The sequence below is a fragment of the Vicinamibacteria bacterium genome (assembly GCA_035570235.1).
Classification (GTDB): Bacteria; Acidobacteriota; Vicinamibacteria; order Fen-336; family Fen-336; genus DATMML01.
In genome coordinates, this window is sequence record DATMML010000012.1 from 35,414 (window position 1) to 53,211 (window position 17,798).

Sequence of the window (17,798 nt, forward strand, 5' to 3'; positions counted from 1 at the left end):
TTACTCCGCCGTCCCGAGCTGACCGAGGATGAAGGCGTAGTCGAAGGCCACCTCGTGCAGGTAATCGTAGCGGCCCGATGCCCCGCCGTGGCCGGCCTCCAGGTTGGTCTTGAGGAGGAGCGGATTGGGGTCGGTCTTGAGCGTGCGCAGGCGGGCCACGTACTTCGCGGGCTCCCAGTACATGACCTGGCTGTCGTGGAAGGAGGTCTTCACGAGCATGGCCGGGTAGGCCTTGGCCTCCAGGTTGGAGTAGGGGCAGTACGTCTTCAGGTAGTCGTACTCCTCCTTCTTCTTGGGATTGCCCCACTCCTCGAACTCGCCCACCGTGAGGGGCAGGCTCTCGTCCAGCATGGTGTTGATCACGTCCAGGAAGGGCACCTTCAAGACCACCGCTTTGAAGAGGTCGGGGCGCGCGTTGACCACCGCGCCCATGAGGAGCCCGCCCGCGCTAGCCCCCTCGATGACCAGGCGTTCGGCGCCGGTGAAGTCTTCCGCGATCAAGAATTCCGCGGCCGCGATGAAGTCGGTGAAGGAGTTCCTCTTCTTCATCATCCGCCCGTCGTCGTGCCAGCGCTTGCCGAGGTCACCCCCGCCCCGGACGTGCGCGTAGACCATGACCACCCCGCGGTCGAGCAGGCTGAGCCGGTTCGAGGAGAAGCCGATGGGGAGCGGGAACCCGTAGGCGCCGTAACCGTAGAGATAGAGCGGGGCGCGGCCGTCCCGTTTCAACCCTTCCTTGTAGACGATGGACAAGGGGATGCGGACGCCGTCGGGGGCAGTGGCATGCCGGCGCTCGGACCGGTAGTGGGCCGCCTCATAGCCGCCCAGGACCTCGGTCTGCTTCAGAAGCGTCGACTCCCGGCCCTCGAGGTCATAGTCGAAGACGGAGCTGGGCGTCACCAGCGACTGGTAGCTGTAGCGGAAAGTGGCGGTGTCGAACTCCGGGTTCGGCCCCGGGTAGGCGGCGTAGACCGGCTCCGGGAAGGCCAGCCGGTGCACCTGTCCCGTGAGCAGACGGGCCACCCGGAACTGGGGCAGGCCGTCCTCGCGCTCGGAAAGGACGTAGTGGTCGCGGAAGACGTCCACCCCCTCCAGCATCACCTCCGAGCGGTGGGGGACGACCTCCCGCCAATGCTCTCGGGAGGGGCTCCCCACGGGAGCCGACACCAGCCGGAAGTTGCGGCCCCGGTCGTTGGTGCGGATGTAGAAAAGCTCTCCGTGGTGGTCAACGTCGTACTCCTGGTCCGGAAGGCGGGGGGCGATGGGCGACCATTCCGCCCCCGGCTCGTCCGCGGGCAGGGAGCGGGCCTCGGAGGTGGTGTGGCTCGAGATGCTGAGGATCAAATAGCGGAGGCTTCGCGTCCGGTGCACGCCCACGCTAAAGGCTTCGTCACTCTCCTCGTACACGAGGTCGTGGGCGGAGGTCCCCAGGCGGTGTCGGTAGAGCCGGTGCTGCCTCTTGGTGGACTCCTCCTCCACGGTATAGAAGAGGGTTCGGTTGTCGGCGCACCAGGCGACCGAGCCCGTTCGCTCCGCCCGCAGAGGCCCGACATCCCCCGTGCGCAGGTCCTTGACCTGTAGGGTGTACTGACGGAATCCGGTGTTGTCGGTGGAGTAGGCCAAGAGGGAGCCGTCGTCGCTCACCGCGTAGGCGCCCAAGGCCATGAACTTCTGCCCCTCCGCCAGCTGGTTCAGGTCGAGGGTGATCTCTTCCGGGGCCTCCCGGCTCCCTTTCCGGCGGCAGTGGATCGGGTACTGCTTACCCTGCTCCGTTCGTGAGTAGTACCAGTAGCCGCCTTTGCGGTAGGGGACGCTATCGTCCGTTTCCTTGATGCGGTCGAGCATCTCCTTGTAGACCGCCTCCTGGAGGGTCTCCGTCGGCTTCATGACCGCGTCCGTGTAGGCGTTCTCCGCCTCGAGGTAGGCGGCCACCGCGGGGTTCGTCTTGTCGCGCAGCCAGAAGTAGTCGTCCACCCGGCGATCTCCGTGGAGAACGTCCACCTTGGGAGCCTTGGGCGCGACAGGGGGCGCGGGTATCGCGGGAGCGCTGAGATCGAGGATGGAGTCCTTCATGACGCCGCAACATCACAGGCTATTCGGGGCGACCCCGGCTGTCAAACGACCCCTCCCCGTATCGTCGGTCAGCTCTAAGAGCATGGCGCCGGGTGGGCGTTTCCGCGTACGCTTGAAGCTAAGGAAGTTGTTCCCTCCGAATTAACAGAGACAGGCCTGGCCCAGGCCAACCTGACTACGCCCCCACCCGATGCGCAGGGCCCAGGCCATCGACAGCGGTCGGCCATACGAACCCGCATACGGAGGCGCCGCATTCGAGCAATGCCGAAGTGGGTATTGACCGACGAACCTCCCCTTACCGAGGCGCGATCCGCCGCAGGGGGAAGACCTCAGCCGAAACCTCGCGGACGTAGTGGGCCAGCGGGGCCTCTTCGGGCCGCGCGAGGCCGGCCGCGGCCAGAAGGGTCTCCTCCAGGCCGTCGATCTGGGCCGGCTGGAGTGGATAGGGGCGGTGGTGGACGCGGCCGCGATAGAGGCGCCCCCGGCTCTGCGTGTAGAGGACGTACCGCTCGGCCAGAAAGTGCTCCAGGCTGCCCGGAAGGGCCACCCTTGCCGGGCCGCAGGGGGCGTAGCGGACCCTGCAGCCAACCGGTCGGGAGCCCCGGCGATCGGAGGTGTAGCACACGCCACCCTCGGCGTCGTACTCGAGTCGCATGCGCGCAAGGTAGTAGGGCAGCTTGTAGAGGACTCGGGCCATCACGACCGCGAGAGCGCTGGAGGCGTCCAAGCTGAAAAGCCAGACGCCAGGCTCTTGCCCCGCGAGGTGAACATACGTTCGGACGTTGACCTGGCGGAAGTCGGAGAAGGGGGGAAAGGCCGGGGCCCAGACGGGCCGCACCCCCGTCATGCGGAAGGGGACAAGACCCACATAAGCCTGGCCCTCGAAGGTGTCCGCGGAGAGGCGGGGAGGGAGACGGGGGCGGAGGGCCGCCGCCGGCACCGCCCAGTGCAGGAACAGGAGGTCGGCCCATCGCTGGCGCATCGCCGCCCGCCCCGGGGGCCGGCAGGTGGGAAGGACGCGGTCGATCTCCACCCCGCTCACTTCCTGGGCTTGAGGGACGCCATCATCTCCTTGGCCGCGCTCCGGTCCAGATGCGCCAGGCCCGCGAACTCCTGCCCCGAGAAGAGCCCCTCCGCCCCGTCGATCGTGACCTGGTCGCCCGTCTGATAGGGGCTGGCGTCGCTCAGAATGTAGGCGATCAGGTTGGTGAGCTCCCAATGCTCCCCGAAACGCTTCCCAGGGACGCGCCGCAGGGCCTGCTTCTCCATCTCCGAGCCCGCGAGAAGCCGGCTGAACGCCCCCTCCGTGGGGAAGGGCCCGGGGGCGACCGCGTTCAAACGGATGCCGTACAGCGCCCACTCTACGGCCAGCGAGCGCATCATGGCCAGCACGCCCGCCTTGGCGGCTGCAGAGGGAACGACGAAAGCGGAACCGGTCTCGGCGTAGTTGGTGGTGATGGAGAGGACCTCACCCTTGGCTTGACGGGCGATGAGCCGGCGCCCCAGCTCGGTGGTGCAGTGGAACGTGCCGTAGAGCACGATCTGCACCACGGAGTTGAAGGCGTTGGCCGAGATGTCCTCGGCCGGGGCCAGGAAGTTCCCGGCCGCATTGTTGATGAGCTGGTTGGCGGGGCCCAGCTCGCTCTCCGCGGCGTCGAACGCGGCCTTCACGGAAGCGGGGTCGCGCACGTCCGCGGGGACCCCCACCGCCACCCCGCCCGCCCCGCGAATGGCTCCGACTGTTTCCGTCAGAGGGTCGGGTCGGCGGCCGAGAACGGCCACCCGCGCCCCCAGTCCGGCCAGACGCAAAGCGGTGGAGCGGCCGAGGCCGGTCCCTCCGCCGGTGATGATCGTGGTCTTTCCCTTCAGCAGCTCGGGCCGGAATGGTTCGAACATGGGGGTGCCTCCCCCCGAATCCTACCCCTCCCCACGTGAAGGACGCTGCAAGAAGCCGTTGGTGGTGGTGTCGGCGTGGAGTCGGTCCGCTTCGTCCACCACTCTCTCCGGGCGGTGGCCACCCCGCGCCCCGGGACCGCTATGGGCTAGCCTCTGGTCACGCGGGGGGCCAGACCCCGGTCCGCCAGAAAAGCCTCCGCCGCCGTCCGATGGTCGCCCTGGAGTTCCAGGACCCCGCGCTTCACCGTGCCCCCCGCGCCACAAGCGGACTTGAGCGCCCGCAGCAGGCGGGCCAACTCCACGGCGCTCCCCGGGAGTCCGGTCACGAGCGTGACTATGCGGTCGGAGGCCCGGCGTTCTAGGCGGATTCGGATTCCACCCCGCGGAGAGGGGGGCGCGGCGCTCTTAGGCTCCGGCTCCCGCTCTCCCCCGGTGGAGTAGGCGAGTCGGCTCTCGGGCTCACGCGCCATAGGGCCTTTTTAGCACGCCCGTTCGTGCTAGACTAGAGATCTGCGGCGCGCCGACTAAACGCTAGCGGTGCCAGAAGGTCCAGGAGCAAGAGTATGGCCAACAAAGGAAGAGCCACATTTGCCAAGAGGCAGAAGGAGATAGCCCGCCAGGAGCGCGCACGAGAAAAGGCCGCCAAGCGCGTGGAGCGGAAAGAAGCCAAGGGCAAGGTCGAGAAGAGCGGCGTCGAGGTGGACCCCGACATCGCGGGAATCGTGCCCGGGCCCCAACCCCTCCCTTACGACCTCCTGGACGAAGAGAAGTAAACCGCACTCTTCAGCGGGTCAGCACCTCCACTCCCTCGCTCCCCACGTACAGTGTGTGCTCGGCCTGGGCGACCGCCCGGCCGCTGGATTCGACGAGGGGGGCGTAAGCCGACAGCCGTCCCCGGGCGAGAAGCGCGGCCAGGGTCTCCTCCACCAGCGACCGCGGAAAGCCGGCCAAGTCCCGCCGGGCGAAGGGGAGGCCGTTTCTGGCCTCGAGGGCGGCGAGGATGCCCGGCTCCAAGCCGGACCCGTTCCTTGGACCGGGGGGGAGACGGAAGACCTCGGGTGCGCCCTCCTCAGCCACGAGGCCAAGGCCGTCGGTGGCGAAGGGCTCGATGGCCAAGACCGCGCCCACCACGAGCCGGTCCTCCGACTCCTCGGGGACGTTCGGAATAGGGGGCGGGCAGTGGACCGTCCAGCGGCCCACGTGGTGGCCGCAGAGGTTTCGCATCGGGCGCAGCTCGTAGCGGCGGAGGGTCGCTTCGATGGCGGCCGAGACCCGGCGCACCCGGACCCCGGGTCCGGCCGCGGCAATGGCGGCCTCCAGGGCCGCCCCCGCTGCCTCCACTAGGCGCCGACCTTCCGGCCGATCCCCCACGTTCACGGTGAGGGCGGTGTCCACGACGTACCCGTCGATGTGAACCCCGATGTCGAGCTTGGCCAGATCCCCTTCCGCGTAGACGGTCTGGTCCTCCGGGGACGGACAGTAGTGCGCGGCCACGTGGTTGCGCGAAGACTGAGCGGGAAAGGCGATGGCGGCGCCCCGGCGACGGATCTCGTGCTCCGCCGCCTCGCACACCTCGCGGAGCGAGGCCCCGGGCACTATGAGGCGCGCCCCCATGTCGCGCGCGGCGGCCGCCACCCGGCCGGCCTCCCGCAGCGTTTCGAGGACGGAGGGGGACAAGACCCGCCTAGCCGTCCTTCCGCATGATCGCGATCATCTCCGCTATCCGGGCCTCGGCCGTGGCCGCGGGCAGCAGGCAGGTTCCAGCACCCTTGTGGCCCCCGCCCCCGTAGGTTGACATGAGCATGCCCACGTTGGTGCGGCTGGTGCGGTTGAAGATCGAGTGCCCGACGGCGGCCGCTACGTGCTCGCGGCTCGGCCCCCAGTGCACGCGCAAGGAGATGTTGGCCCGGGGGAAGAGGGTGTAGACGATGAAGCGGTTGCCCACCGGAATCGGGTTCACCTCCCGGAAGTCTGTAAAGACCACGTTCCCCTCGAGGCGCGAGTTGGCGACCGTGGCCTGGCGAAACTCCGCGTCTTGCTCCTTGATCCGGCCCACCCTCCGCTGCACCTCGGGGAGGGTCAGGATCTCCTCGATGGGCCGGGTCTTCACCCAGTTCACGAGCCGCAGGAAGTAATCCTGGTAGGCCCCGAGGCCGGTGCGGGGGTCGAGGGTATAGCCGAGGAGGATGTAGTCCTTGGGGTCGAGGACATCTTCGATGTTGAGCTGGGCCGAGTCCAACCGGTCTGTCTCCGCGAGCAGGCGCTCGTAGCTCTGAATACGCGGGTTCCGGGCGATGTAGTACTCGTAGACCACCCGGGCCGCGCTGGGGGAGAGGCCGTAGCGGCCCTCGAATTTCTCGGGAGGGCGCTCGTTGCTCTCCGTCAGCAGGTGGTGGTCGAACCACTTGCCGCAGCCGGACTGGTAGGGCAGGTTGGCCAGGATGTCGTCCTCGGTGATGGCGAGCCGTTTGTCGGTGACGTCCTGGGGGTGGACGAGCAGGATCTCGTCGATCTCCTCCGAACTCGTGATGATGACCGCGCACGTCAGGCCGTCCAGGTCCCCGCGTGTCACCAGGCGCATGGCTGACCTCCCCGGGTGGGAAGCCGCATCCTACCGCCGGGCCGCTCTGCGATCAATGAAAGACCCTGAAAAGCGAAAACGCCCGGAGCCTCGCGGCCCCGGGCGTCCCTAGGTTCAGTGGTATGAGCCTTTAGGCGATCTTGGTGACGTTGGCGGCCCGAGGTCCCTTCGGGCTATCCACGACCTCGAACCGTACCTTGTCACCCTCGTTGAGGGTCCGGAAACCCTCGGCGCGAATCTCGGAGTGGTGGACGAACACGTCCGGCCCTCCCTCGCGAGACAAGAAACCGAAACCCTTGGACTCGTTGAACCACTTAACCGTGCCTTCGATCATGAACGTGCAGGCCTCCTTAGCCTTTGCCTAGCGCCACGTCACCTGCGCGCCCACGAACCAAAGCCGCCCACCGTGGGCGGCCTCTTCCGAACGCCAGAGCGGGGGCAACTAGTGCGACCTGAACGGTATCAGAACGGAGGAAGTCATGTCAAGACCACGGTGACAGTCGTCCCTGCGGGCTCAGGAGGATACGGTCGCCCTCGCGTCGGCGCCAGGGCGGGCCTGAGTGCGCTCCCGGCCAGCCTCTTCCGGGACCGGCGGAGTCGGTCACCCCGGGGGGGTGATTCGTGGCGGCGGCGTTAGCCCACGCCGGAGGCGTGGACCCCTGGGGCCTATGGACCTGGCCGGCCCTCCCTCCCGGACTCCGGAATGGGGACGACCGCCCGGTCTACCCGGCGGTTTGCTCTCTGGAGGGTGGGAGCAGGCCGCCCATGGCCCATCCGAGCGCGCCCGCAATGCCGTTGGTGAGGGTATTCGCCACCAGGCCGCCCACGCGAATCCCGAGGGCCAAGCCGAAAGGAACCGCCGCCGGCTGGTTCAACGCGGTGGGATAGTTGAAGTAGCTGTGGATCCCCAAGAGGTAGGAGACTACCGTCGAGAGCAGGACCACGAGCTGGGAGATGACGCCGAACGTCATGGCCAGCCCCACCGCAGGTAGGATCCGGTAGCCCCGCCAGCGGCGGCAGAAGGCAGCATAGAACAGCGACGAGAACAGCGTCACGATGACGATGCTGACCTTGTCCGTACCTCTCTCGTAGGGAACGCCGAAGAGGCTCATCCCCCACCGCCCGCCGGCCACGATGGCGAGGATCACCAGATACAGCCGGGCCAGCCTCAGGTTCTCGGCCATGCTAGCTTGCTCCGTTGTAGAGGACGGGGTTAGGCCCAGCCGAGGCCGCTGCCCTCGCGGTGGACCGCCAGGTCACGGGCGAAGGCCTCGAGATCCGTTAGGACCTGGGGGGCCGGGGGACTCGCCAACCCGCAGACGTGGACGCCCTTGACCTGGGCGGGGTCCAGTGGGTCCCGCCCGGCCTCCGCCTCCCGGGACCGGGTGAGGGCGCGGGCATAGTCCTCGAGCGCCACCTCCCCCGGATCGTCGAGAACGAACCCGGCGTGGAACATTAGTTCGTGGCAGCCCGTCCTGGGCTGAAGGCGGCTCATGGCGAAGCCCAACCATAGCATAGGCAGGCCGGTTTGACGCTGCCAGGGCGGCGGGGCTAAAGTGAGGATTCCTTAAATTTCCGGCGCGCATGCCCATCGAGAGCGAGGCCCCCGACTATTTCGGCCGCTACCAGGTCCTGGAGGAGCTGGGCTCGGGGGCCATGGGCGTGGTCTACCTTTGCGTGGATCCCCGCCTGAGCCGGCCGGTGGCGATCAAGGTCATGCGCCGGTCGGAATTCATGACCCCCGCCGAGCAGGAGCAGTACCAGGCTCGCTTCCGGCACGAGGCGGAGGCGGCGGGGCGGATGAACCACCCCGACATCGTCCAGATCTACGACGTGGGCCCCGCCTACCTGGTCATGGAATTTCTCGAGGGCCAGCCCCTCTCCGTGATCCTCAAAGACGGCTCCGTCTTCAGCGTGCGCAAGGTGTGCGCGCTCGTCCTGCGGGTCGCCGACTCGATCGACTACGCCCACCGCCACGGCATCGTCCACCGAGACATCAAGCCCGCCAACATCATGATGATGAACGACGGAGGGGTGAAGGTCATGGACTTCGGGGTGGCCCGGCTGGAGTCCTCCACCCTGACCGCCATTGGCACCATGGTGGGGTCGGTTCGCTACATGTCCCCCGAGCAGATGATGGGGGAGAGGGTGGATGGCCGCGCGGACGTGTTCTCCCTGGCTGCGGTGGCCTACGAGCTCCTTACCGGGTGCCCCCCCTTCCCAGGCAAAACCATCACTGAGGTAGTGGCGCGGGTCGTCCACGGCAAGCATGTGCCCCCCCGGCAGGCCGACGGGCGGCTTCCGGAGGCCGTGAACGCGGTGTTCGTCCGCGCCTTTGCCACATCCCCCGCCGACCGGTACCCCCACGCCCTGGACTTCGCGCGCGATCTGCAGACGGCCGCGCAGTCGGTCCTCGATTTGGAGGTCACCTACCCCGCGGCGGAGGCCTCCCCCACGCGGGCCGAGGCCTCCGCGCCCACCCTGAAGACCGCGCGCACCGCCACTGCCCCCGCCGGCATCCCCGGGGAGAACACGATCCCCCACGCCGCCGGCCGGGAGGCGGTGCTCGCCCTCGACAGCGACCCCCCGGGAGCGGAGGTGTACCTGGACGGGCAGCGGCTGGGCCGGGCCCCCCAGCCCGGACTGGGCGTCTCTTTCGGCCGCCACCAGATACGGATGGAAGCGCGAGGGCGCGCCGGGGTCACCACCGATATCGAGCTAACGGCGGCCCGCCCCCTCCAGGCCCTGACCTGCACGCTTCCTCTGGCCGTCGCTGGACCGGGAGGTGTCCGCCCCGGTCAGCTCGTGGACTTCGGCCCCGAGGTCACCCCCCCCCGGCGGATCGCGGGGGAAACCCCGGTCTATTCGGATGCCGCGCGTGAGCGCGGCATCGAGGGATCAGTCGTGGTGGAGGCTTGGATCGGGGAGACGGGCGACGTGATCGAGACAGCGCTGATCGAGTCCGCGGGCGGGGCTCTGGACGCTGCCCTCCTGCAGGCAGTGGCGAGATGGAGGTTCGCCCCCGCCACCCTGGGCGGCGTCCCCGTCTCCGTGCGCCTGATCGTCCGACACGTCTTCCGCCGCTAGAGAAGGGCGGTTAGGCCCGCCGCCTTACTTCTTCTTCGTGTACCAGTCAGCGTCGATCTTTGTGAATTGGGCCCACTTCTCCGGCAACTCCTCCTGGGGGAAGATCGCCTGGACCGGGCACACGGGCACGCACGCCCCGCAGTCGATGCACGTCTCGGGGTCGATGTAGAGCTTGTTCTCGCCCGCGAAGTCCGCTTCGTCCTTCTTGGGGTGGATGCAATCGACCGGGCACACCTCGACGCAGGCCGTGTCCTTTGTGTTGATGCACGGCTCCGCGATGACGTAGGTCATGAACGGGTCCTCCTTGACGAGGGTCCCCGGGGGCCAGCCCCCGGGGAGGGCTGCATCGTAGCGCAAAACCGGGCGCGGTTGAAGAGGGCGAAAAGGCTCATTGGGTGGCCTCGCGGAAGAGGGCCAGGAGCCGGCCCTCGCTCGGGTTCACGGCCAGGCCTTTTTTTATCTCCTCCAGGGCCCTGTCCTTGTCGCCCGCGTTCAGCGCCGCTTTCGCGTTCTTTACGCAGGTCTCGATGACGATGGCGGCTTCCGCGTCTCCGGCCAGGGCTTTGGCAGCGGCGTTGCCGGGGTCGCGCTCCAAGATGGCCCTGGCCACGGCCAGCGCTTCCGCATAGCGGCCCTTCTCGATGAGGTCGTTGGCGCGATCCATTCGTGCTTCCACGGGGGAGAGGGCGGGCGGGGGCGTCTCCTCCTTCGAGGGAGGAGCCGTTCGCTCCGGAGCGGGCGTGGGGCGTGTCGGGGGAGCGGAGGGGCCGCCACTGGGTGGCGGTGTCGGCGACAGGGGCAGGGGCGAGGCCGGGAGGACCGGTGCAGCCGTCACCGGGGGGTGGGGAACGGGAGCAGGAGGGGAGGGACGCACGAGGACAAGGGCCGCGAAGCCCAAAAGCCCAACCGCGAGCACGCCCAGGGTCCCCGCAATCGCGATGGGCAGACGCGAGGAGGAGGGGGGGGCGGGAGCGGGCGGGGCGGAGAGGGCGACCGGTGGATCGACGGGGGCGGGGGGGGTCACCCGGGGGGCTGTCTTCACCAACAAGCCCTGGTCCGCGGCGGTCGTCCAGTCCGCGGACCCCCCCAGGTCCTTCAAGGCTTTCGCGAGGTCGGCGGCCATGGCCTGGGCGTCGGGATAGCGGTCGTCCGGCTGCTTGGCCACGGAGCGCGCTAGCACCTGGCGGAGTCGTTCCCACCGCCCCCCCTCGGGGATGAGGTCGAGGTTGGGATCCTCCTGCACGATCTTGAAGAGGAGGGCGACCACGGTGTCCGCCTGGTACGCCTTCTCTCCCGTGACAAGCTCGTAGAGGATGAGCCCAGCCGAGAAGAGGTCGCTGCGTCCGTCGACGCTCCGCGCCTGGACCTGCTCGGGGGACATGTAGTTCGGGGTCCCGATCACCATGCCCGCCGCGGTGGCGCCCCCGGCCAGACGAGCCACGCCGAAGTCCATGATCTTCGCGGGGCGGCCGCGGGGGAGGAAGATGTTGGAGGGCTTCACGTCTCGGTGCACGATGCCGTTCTCGTGGGCGTGTCCGAGCCCGGCCAGAAGCTGGAGCACGATGGGCAGGGTGACCTTGGGGTCGGGACGAATCCCCGCCTCGATGGCCCGCTGCAAGTCCACTCCCTCCAGCAGCTCCAGGGCCATGAAGGGCGAGCCCTGATGCTCACCCAGCTCGTAGATGGTGATGATGTTGGGGTGCTGGAGGCGGCCCGCGGCCTTGGCCTCCCGCTGGAATCGACCCCGGGCGTCGGCGTCGGCCTGGCCCAGGGACATAACCTTCAGCGCCACGTCGCGTTCGAGGGCCTCGTCGCGACCCCGGTAAACGATGCCCATGGCCCCCTGCCCCAGGAGGCCCAGCACGCGGTAGCGCCCGATGTGCGGGGGCAGGGCCACGGCCGGAATCATATCGAAAACCCGATCGCCCGGGGATTATCGGGCTTGACGCCGGCCTGGTCCTCGCCCTAGGGTCCTCCTCGTGCGCGCGGTGGTGCAGCGGGTGTCAGAGGCTTCCGTCCGCGTGGAGCATGAGACGGTGAGCCGGATCGGTCCCGGCCTCCTCGTGCTCCTAGGCGTGGGGCAGGGGGATGGGGAGAGCGACGCCGACGCCCTCTCGGACAAGACGCTCAACCTTCGCATTTTCCCCGACGAGGGCGGGCAGATGAACCGCTCGGTCCTGGACCTCAAGGGAGAGATCCTGGTCGTCTCGCAGTTCACCCTCTACGGGGACGCCCGCAAGGGCCGGCGGCCCTCCTACCTGGAAGCCGCGCCCCCCGCGGTGGCCAGCCCTCTGTACGAGCGCTACCTGGCGGGCCTCCGACCCTCCGGCCTGCGCGTGGCGACGGGTGTCTTTGGAGCCATGATGGACGTGGCCCTCGTGAACCAGGGGCCGGTGACCCTGCTCTTGGACAGCCGCCGCACCTTCTGACCCGCGCCCGGGATGCCGGGACCCGCGCCGCCCGCGGGCCCCGGACTCCCCGGGACCTACCCTCAAAGGAACGGTAGCCTGAAGATGAGGAAGAAGCCGTTGAGGCCCAAGGCCAGGCCCAGCGCGGCCGCGGCCATGGAGGCGTAGAAGATGGGCCGGGCCCCGGTCAGGATGGACATGGAGGCCAGCACGATCGCGATCTGGAGGAGGACCTCCCCGAAGTCGAAGTAGGGGTCCCGGCGGCGATAGAGGTCGCGTTCCTTCTCCAGCTCCTTGGCCTTCTCCTCGATCTCCTTCTTCTCTTCCGCATAGCGCTCCGATTCCTTGGTCACTTTCTCTAGGAGCGCTTCCTTGTGCTGCCGGGCCTCCGGGGTGAGGCCCGGACCCTTCTCTAGGAGCTCGGACTCCAGCCGCATCTTCTCGATCCGGTACAGGTGCTCCCGCATGGCCTTGGACTGGTAGAAGGCCCACTGGTCGGAGGCCTGCTGCTGGGAAAGGGATACCTCCTTGGTCGCGTTGTTCCCCCCCAGCGACACCACGGCCAGGAAGACCGCGATCACCGCGGTGGTGAGGGCGGTGCGGCGGGTGAAGGACTTCCCCTTGGCCTCCTCCAACTCCTCCGGATTCGGCAGTTCCACTTCGTGCTTGGTCATTGGCTCCCTACCATTGTTTCCGGCCTCACCCACTGGTCGAACTGTTCGGCGGTCACGAGGCCCAGCTCCACCGCCGTCTCTTTGAGGGTGCGGCCCGTCTTGTGGGCAGTCTTGGCGATCCGGGCCGCGTTGTCGTACCCGATGTGGGGGTTCAGGGCCGTGACCAGCATCAGGGACTTCTGGAGGTTCTCCTGGATGCGCTCCCGGTCGGCCGTGATCCCTACCACGCAGTGCTCGCGGAAGCTCTCGCCGCCTTCTGCGATCAGCCGCGCGCTCATCAAGAAGTTATGGATGATGACGGGCTTGAACACGTTCAGCTCGAAGTTGCCGGACATGCCCCCTATGTTCACGGCCACGTCGTTGCCCATGACTTGGGCCGCGATCATGGTCAGAGCCTCGGACTGCGTGGGGTTCACCTTGCCGGGCATGATCGAGCTCCCGGGCTCGTTCTCCGGGATCGAGATCTCGCCGATCCCGCAGCGTGGGCCCGAGGCCAGCCAGCGCACGTCGTTGGCGATCTTGTTGAGAGAAGCGGCCAGGGTCTTGAGGGCGCCGTGGGCGTGGACGAGCGCGTCGTGGGCGGCCAGGGCCTCGTACTTGTTGGGGGCGGTCACGAAGGGCAGGTCGGTCAGCTCCGCTATCTTGGCCGCGACCCGCACCGCGAAGGCGGGGTGGGCGTTCAGGCCGGTGCCGACCGCGGTGCCGCCCAGGGCCAGCTCCAGCAAATGGGGGAGGGCGGCTTCCGTGTGGGCGATCCCATGATCGAGCTGGGACACATAGCCCGAGAACTCCTGGCCGAGGGTGAGGGGGGTCGCGTCCTGGAGGTGGGTGCGGCCGATCTTCACCACGTCCCGGAAGGCCACCACCTTCTCCTGGAGGGCGTCGCGCAGGCGGGCCACGCTCGGGATCACCGCCTCGCGGAGCGCGGCCGCCGCCGCCACGTGCATGGCGGTGGGGAAGACGTCGTTGCTGGATTGGCCCTTGTTCACGTCGTCGTTGGGATGAACGAGCCGCGCCTCGCCCCGCTCTCCCCCCAGGAGCTCGCTGGCGCGGTTGGCCAGCACCTCGTTCATGTTCATGTTGGTCTGGGTGCCGCTCCCCGTCTGCCACACCACGAGCGGGAACTCGTCCTCGTGCCGCCCCGCCAGCACCTCGTCGGCGGCGGCCACGATGGCCCGGCCCTTCTTCTCCTCGAGGATCTTGAGGTCCATGTTCACGAGGGCGGAAGCCTTCTTGACCACGGCCAGGGCGTGGAGGAGGGCCTCCGGCATGCGCTCCTTCGAGATCTTGAAGTTCGCGAGGGAGCGTTGCGTCTGGGCCCCCCAGAGGCGGTCCGCGGGGACCTCGATGGGGCCGAAGGTGTCGCGCTCGATCCGGGTCTTCATGGCAATGGTGGGCCTCCTGCCCCCATTCTAATCGCGGGGGGGCGGGGACGGGCGGACTCTGCTAACCTGGGTTGAAGGGGGCGAGAGGGGGGATCGCTTGGGCCCAAGAGTTGTGGCGCGGGTGGGCTTTATGGCGCTGCTCGGCTTGTCCCATTTCGCCGCGGCGGGAGGAGGAGAGCGCGACGGCTGGGAGATGGTGAGGGTCCCAGCCCGCGACTTCGCGGTCAAGGACCTCTCCGGCCACGTCCTCCGGACCCGAGACCTGGCGGGCAAGATCGTGGTGGTGGACTTTTGGGCCACCTGGTGCACACCCTGCATCAAGGAGCTGCCCGACCTCAGCGCCTACCAGGAGCGCCTCAAGGGTCGATCCGACATGGCCTTCCTGAGCTTCGACGTCACCGATCCCCGGGACACCCTGGAGGCCTTCGTCAAGGAGAAGAAGATCGGCTTCCCCGTCTATCTCGCAGACGCCCTCCTAGGGCCGTACGAGGTCACGGTCTTTCCCACCAAGCTGATCATCGACATGAGGGAAGACACGGGAAAGCCGGGCAAAGCCGCGGGCAGGGGTGTAATGCGCTTCCGGCGCGAGGGGTCGGCCCCCGTGCCCAGCATCGAAGCCCGGGTGGCGGAACTCCTGGCGGAGAAGCCCTGAACGGTTGGACGGGCGGGCAGTACAGCGTCCTGCGCATCCTCTTCGGCGGGTACCTCGCCGTTCACTACGCCCGGCTGGCCGCAGGCGGGGTCCGCCCGGTCTTGACTGCGGCCGCGACCCTCCTGAGCCTCCTTCTGGCCGCGGGCTGGCTCGACCGCCCGGCCGCCCTCGCCTTGGCGGTGGCCTGGTTCGTGGCCCTTCCCGTTCCCCTGATCGCGCCCGGCCCCCTCGTGGTCGGCGTCCTCCTCCTCTATCACGTCGCCCTCCCCTCCGCGCCTTATGGCGCCTGGGCGGCGCGCGACCGTCCGGACCCGGCCGGCGCCTGGCGCGTGCCCGCGCCCCTGCAGACTGCGGCCTGGGGGTTGCTCCTGCTCTTCTATCTGAGCTCCGGTGTGGCAAGGTTTCTCGCCGGCCGCCCCTGGCCCGCGCTTGCCGAGCTGGCTGTCCTGCCCCTGGCTCTTGTCCGGACCTGGCGTCCCTGGCTCTGGATGCTCATGCTGGCCCTCGAGGGGGCCGTGGCCGCGGCCTCGGGAGCGTGGGCCGGCCTGCCCGCCGTCGTCTGGGTGAGCCTCTTCGCCTTCGATCCCGCCTGGGTGAAACCCGCGCCGCCCGCGGCTCGGGAGCGGCTCTACTATGACGGGACCTGCGGTCTCTGCCACCGGGCGGTGCGCTTCCTGCTCGCCGAAGATCCCTCGGGCCGGGCCTTCCGCTTCGCACCCCTGGACGGCGACGCCTTCCGGGCGGTGAGCGGCCAGCTGCCTCGTCCGCTTCCCGACAGCCTGATCCTTGAGACCGCGGATGGTGCCTTCCTCATGCGGTCGGCGGCCGTGCTCCGTGCTATGGCCCGCTTGGGTGGTCTCTGGCGGCTCCTGGCCGCCGGGGGGGGGCTCATCCCCACGCGGTTGCGCGACGCCGCCTATGACGCCGTGGCGCGCGTGCGCTACCGACTCTTCGCGCGGCCGACGGAAGCCTGCCCCGTCGTCCCCCCCCACCTGCGCGCCCGCTTCGACCTCTAACGAGCGGGAAGCACCGCGATGGACCCGGCGGGCGCGGGTGTTGTAGACTCCGCCCTCCGGTTCAAAACCCCGAACTGAGGAAGGGAGAACCAGATGTCGGTGGGAGACCCCGCCCTCTTCAAGATGGCCCAGAAGCTGCGCCGCCACTGCCTCGAGTCCACGGCGGAGGCGGGGTCGGGGCACCCCACCAGCTGCATGTCTTGCGCGGAGCTCGTCTCCGTCCTCTTTTTCGACGAGATGCATTTCGACCCCCGGGATCCCAGCGGGAAGGACCAGGACGTCTTCGTCCTCTCCAAGGGCCACGCCGCACCCATCCTCTGGGCCGCACTCAAGGAATCGGGGGCCATCGCGGACGACCTCTTGACCCTGCGCCGCTTCGACAGCCGGCTGGAGGGGCACCCGACCCCGCGCAGCCCCTGGGTGAGGGTCGCCACGGGCTCCCTCGGGCAGGGGCTCTGCGCCGCCGCGGGCATGGCCTGGGCCCGCAAGCTGGACCAAACGCCGGCCCGCGTCTTCTGCCTCCTCGGGGACGGAGAGGCGGCCGAAGGCTCGGTGTGGGAAGCCGCCCAGTTTGCGTCCTTCTACAAGCTGGACAACCTCTGCGCGCTGGTGGATGTGAACCGCCTGGGCCAGAGCGGACCCACCATGTACGAACACGACACCGCCCGCTATGAGTCGCGCTTCCAGGCCTTCGGCTGGGAGTCGCTGGTCATCGACGGCCACGACGTGGGGGCGGTGCGGGAGGCCTTCGCCCGCGCGCGCACCACCCAGGGCCGTCCTTTTGGGATTGTGGCCCGCACCTTCAAGGGCAAGGGGGTGTCCTTCCTCCAGGACCGAGAAGGCTGGCACGGCAAGCCGGTGAAGAAGGGGGATGAACTGTCCCGGGCGCTGGGGGAGCTGGGCGACACCGCCATCGAGCTCCCCGTGGAGCCACGCCGCTACCCCCCCGCGCCCTCCCGTCCGCCCGTCCTACCCGCGCTCACCCCGGAATACGCCCGGGGCCAGGAGGTCGCCACCCGCGAAGCCTACGGCACCGCCCTCGCCAAGCTCGCCCGGTGCTGCCCGGAGGTGGTGGCCCTCGACGGCGATACCAAGAACTCCACCTTCAGCGAGCGCCTCAAGGAGGTGGCTCCCGAGCGCTTCGCCGAGGCCTACATCGCGGAGCAGAACATGCTGGGGGCCGCCCTGGGCATGGCCACCGAGGGCAAGATCCCCTTCGCCTCCACCTTCGCCTGCTTCCTGACCCGGGCCTACGACTTCATCCGCATGGCCGCCTACTCCCGGCCATTTCATCTGGTGCTCTGCGGCAGCCACGCCGGGGTCTCCATCGGAGAGGACGGCCCCTCGCAGATGGCGCTCGAGGATCTGGCCATGATGCGCGCCATCACCGGGTCCACCGTGCTCTACCCGAGCGACGCCGTGAGCGGGGAGCGCCTGGTGGAGACCGCGGCCCGCACCCCCGGCCTCGTCTACATCCGAACCAGCCGGCCCAAGACCCGGGTCCTCTACGACAACCAGGAACTCTTTCCGGTGGGCGGGTCCAAGACCCTCCGCGCCACCGCCCACGATGTGGTCACGGTGGTGGCGGCGGGAATTACCGTCCCCGAGGCCCTGCGGGCGGGCGAGACCCTGGGCGCGGAGGGGATCTCTACCCGGGTCATCGATCTCTACTCCGTCAAGCCCCTCGACAAAGTCACCCTCCTCAAGGCCGCGGCCGAGACCCGGGGCTTCGTGACCGTCGAGGACCACAGTGTGTGCGGGGGCATCGGGGAGGCGGTGGCGGGGGTGGTCGCGGGCCGCGCGCCCGTGCACATGCTGGGCATCCGTGAGATCCCGCGCTCCGGCAAGCCCACCGAGCTCATGAACGCCCACGGCATCTCCGCGGAGTCGATCGTGGCCGCGGTGCGCTGGCTGATGTCGGCCTGAGGACCGTCCACCGATGCCACCAGCCCGGCGGACGGGGTGCGGGGCGCTCATGAAATGACCGCGCGCCTCCTGTTACACTCGGGTATGGCTCGCGCGACCG

The 17,798-nt window shown here is 68.8% G+C and carries 19 protein-coding genes; 6 read left to right on the top strand and 13 right to left on the bottom strand.

What is annotated here, in order from left to right:
- The 4 genes from VN461_01635 to VN461_01650 all read right to left on the bottom strand — a co-directional run bounded on the left by VN461_01635 (nt 1) and on the right by VN461_01650 (nt 4,439).
- The gene (locus tag VN461_01635; GenBank protein ID HXB53449.1) at nt 1-2,073 is read right to left on the bottom strand and encodes a S9 family peptidase; all 2,073 of its coding nucleotides are present in this window, start codon (nt 2,071-2,073) and stop codon (nt 1-3) included.
- Between the two features lie 295 nt (nt 2,074-2,368).
- Complete coding sequence (locus VN461_01640; GenBank protein ID HXB53450.1) at nt 2,369-3,106, bottom strand: DUF2071 domain-containing protein; 738 nt, start codon at nt 3,104-3,106, stop codon at nt 2,369-2,371.
- 5 nt (nt 3,107-3,111) lie between these two features.
- On the bottom strand, nt 3,112-3,969 hold the full coding sequence (locus VN461_01645; protein HXB53451.1) for an SDR family oxidoreductase: 858 nt from the start codon (nt 3,967-3,969) through the stop codon (nt 3,112-3,114).
- Nucleotides 3,970-4,115: 146 nt separating this feature from the next.
- Nucleotides 4,116-4,439: a translation initiation factor gene (locus VN461_01650; protein ID HXB53452.1), complete on the bottom strand. Its 324-nt coding sequence runs from the start codon at nt 4,437-4,439 to the stop codon at nt 4,116-4,118.
- A 93-nt stretch (nt 4,440-4,532) separates the two neighbouring features.
- Between VN461_01650 and VN461_01655 the strand changes: the two genes are divergently transcribed.
- Nucleotides 4,533-4,742, top strand: coding sequence for a hypothetical protein (locus tag VN461_01655; GenBank protein HXB53453.1), 210 nt, complete (start codon nt 4,533-4,535; stop codon nt 4,740-4,742).
- Nucleotides 4,743-4,752: 10 nt separating this feature from the next.
- Here VN461_01655 and map read toward each other — a convergent pair whose 3' ends face one another.
- The 5 genes from map to VN461_01680 form a co-directional block, all read right to left on the bottom strand.
- Nucleotides 4,753-5,646, bottom strand: a complete 894-nt coding sequence (gene map / locus VN461_01660) for a type II methionyl aminopeptidase (GenBank protein ID HXB53454.1) — start codon at nt 5,644-5,646, stop codon at nt 4,753-4,755.
- A gap of 7 nt (nt 5,647-5,653) precedes the next feature.
- Entirely contained in the window at nt 5,654-6,550 is an 897-nt protein-coding gene (locus VN461_01665) for an exopolyphosphatase (protein HXB53455.1), read from the bottom strand.
- 130 nt (nt 6,551-6,680) lie between these two features.
- Nucleotides 6,681-6,884, bottom strand: coding sequence for a cold-shock protein (locus tag VN461_01670; protein ID HXB53456.1), 204 nt, complete (start codon nt 6,882-6,884; stop codon nt 6,681-6,683).
- Between the two features lie 388 nt (nt 6,885-7,272).
- On the bottom strand, nt 7,273-7,734 hold the full coding sequence (locus VN461_01675) for a hypothetical protein (GenBank protein HXB53457.1): 462 nt from the start codon (nt 7,732-7,734) through the stop codon (nt 7,273-7,275).
- 29 nt (nt 7,735-7,763) lie between these two features.
- A complete protein-coding gene (locus VN461_01680) occupies nt 7,764-8,045 on the bottom strand; it encodes a hypothetical protein (GenBank protein HXB53458.1) in 282 nt (93 codons plus the stop codon).
- Nucleotides 8,046-8,134: 89 nt separating this feature from the next.
- On the opposite strand from VN461_01680, the gene VN461_01685 reads away from it, so the two are divergent.
- Nucleotides 8,135-9,637, top strand: coding sequence for a TonB family protein (locus tag VN461_01685; protein HXB53459.1), 1,503 nt, complete (start codon nt 8,135-8,137; stop codon nt 9,635-9,637).
- Nucleotides 9,638-9,661: 24 nt separating this feature from the next.
- On the opposite strand, the gene VN461_01690 is transcribed toward VN461_01685, so the two are convergent.
- Nucleotides 9,662-9,928 carry a ferredoxin family protein gene (locus tag VN461_01690; protein HXB53460.1) on the bottom strand — a complete coding sequence of 89 codons (267 nt, stop codon included), beginning with the start codon at nt 9,926-9,928 and terminating at the stop codon, nt 9,662-9,664.
- A gap of 97 nt (nt 9,929-10,025) precedes the next feature.
- On the bottom strand, nt 10,026-11,534 hold the full coding sequence (locus VN461_01695) for a serine/threonine-protein kinase (GenBank protein ID HXB53461.1): 1,509 nt from the start codon (nt 11,532-11,534) through the stop codon (nt 10,026-10,028).
- Between the two features lie 82 nt (nt 11,535-11,616).
- Between VN461_01695 and dtd the strand changes: the two genes are divergently transcribed.
- The gene (gene dtd, locus VN461_01700; GenBank protein HXB53462.1) at nt 11,617-12,066 is read left to right on the top strand and encodes a D-aminoacyl-tRNA deacylase; all 450 of its coding nucleotides are present in this window, start codon (nt 11,617-11,619) and stop codon (nt 12,064-12,066) included.
- 62 nt (nt 12,067-12,128) lie between these two features.
- Here the strand turns inward: dtd and VN461_01705 are convergent, their stop codons facing one another.
- Nucleotides 12,129-12,719 carry a DUF4337 domain-containing protein gene (locus tag VN461_01705; GenBank protein HXB53463.1) on the bottom strand — a complete coding sequence of 197 codons (591 nt, stop codon included), beginning with the start codon at nt 12,717-12,719 and terminating at the stop codon, nt 12,129-12,131.
- Nucleotides 12,716-14,104, bottom strand: a complete 1,389-nt coding sequence (gene fumC, locus VN461_01710; GenBank protein ID HXB53464.1) for a class II fumarate hydratase — start codon at nt 14,102-14,104, stop codon at nt 12,716-12,718. The genes VN461_01705 and fumC overlap by 4 nt, the downstream gene beginning before the upstream one ends.
- Nucleotides 14,105-14,201: 97 nt before the next feature.
- Here fumC and VN461_01715 point away from each other — a divergent pair, with 97 nt between their 5' ends.
- From VN461_01715 to VN461_01725, 3 genes are all read left to right on the top strand, one after another.
- Complete coding sequence (locus tag VN461_01715) at nt 14,202-14,756, top strand: TlpA disulfide reductase family protein (GenBank protein ID HXB53465.1); 555 nt, start codon at nt 14,202-14,204, stop codon at nt 14,754-14,756.
- A gap of 101 nt (nt 14,757-14,857) precedes the next feature.
- On the top strand, nt 14,858-15,772 hold the full coding sequence (locus VN461_01720) for a DCC1-like thiol-disulfide oxidoreductase family protein (protein HXB53466.1): 915 nt from the start codon (nt 14,858-14,860) through the stop codon (nt 15,770-15,772).
- A gap of 93 nt (nt 15,773-15,865) precedes the next feature.
- Complete coding sequence (locus VN461_01725; GenBank protein HXB53467.1) at nt 15,866-17,698, top strand: transketolase; 1,833 nt, start codon at nt 15,866-15,868, stop codon at nt 17,696-17,698.
- Nucleotides 17,699-17,798: the final 100 nt, after the last annotated feature.

Bases quoted from the DNA above. Each gene is read 5' to 3' on its own strand.
- fumC (HXB53464.1), bottom strand. From the start codon at position 14,104: ATGAAGACCCGGATCGAGCGCGACACCTTCGGCCCCATCGAGGTCCCC.
- VN461_01690 (HXB53460.1), bottom strand. From the start codon at position 9,928: ATGACCTACGTCATCGCGGAGCCGTGCATCAACACAAAGGACACGGCC.
- VN461_01670 (HXB53456.1), bottom strand. From the start codon at position 6,884: ATGATCGAAGGCACGGTTAAGTGGTTCAACGAGTCCAAGGGTTTCGGT.
- VN461_01650 (HXB53452.1), bottom strand. From the start codon at position 4,439: ATGGCGCGTGAGCCCGAGAGCCGACTCGCCTACTCCACCGGGGGAGAG.
- VN461_01655 (HXB53453.1), top strand. From the start codon at position 4,533: ATGGCCAACAAAGGAAGAGCCACATTTGCCAAGAGGCAGAAGGAGATA.
- VN461_01705 (HXB53463.1), bottom strand. From the start codon at position 12,719: ATGACCAAGCACGAAGTGGAACTGCCGAATCCGGAGGAGTTGGAGGAG.
- VN461_01725 (HXB53467.1), top strand. From the start codon at position 15,866: ATGTCGGTGGGAGACCCCGCCCTCTTCAAGATGGCCCAGAAGCTGCGC.
- VN461_01685 (HXB53459.1), top strand. From the start codon at position 8,135: ATGCCCATCGAGAGCGAGGCCCCCGACTATTTCGGCCGCTACCAGGTC.
- VN461_01680 (HXB53458.1), bottom strand. From the start codon at position 8,045: ATGAGCCGCCTTCAGCCCAGGACGGGCTGCCACGAACTAATGTTCCAC.
- VN461_01665 (HXB53455.1), bottom strand. From the start codon at position 6,550: ATGCGCCTGGTGACACGCGGGGACCTGGACGGCCTGACGTGCGCGGTC.
- VN461_01635 (HXB53449.1), bottom strand. From the start codon at position 2,073: ATGAAGGACTCCATCCTCGATCTCAGCGCTCCCGCGATACCCGCGCCC.
- VN461_01675 (HXB53457.1), bottom strand. From the start codon at position 7,734: ATGGCCGAGAACCTGAGGCTGGCCCGGCTGTATCTGGTGATCCTCGCC.
- VN461_01645 (HXB53451.1), bottom strand. From the start codon at position 3,969: ATGTTCGAACCATTCCGGCCCGAGCTGCTGAAGGGAAAGACCACGATC.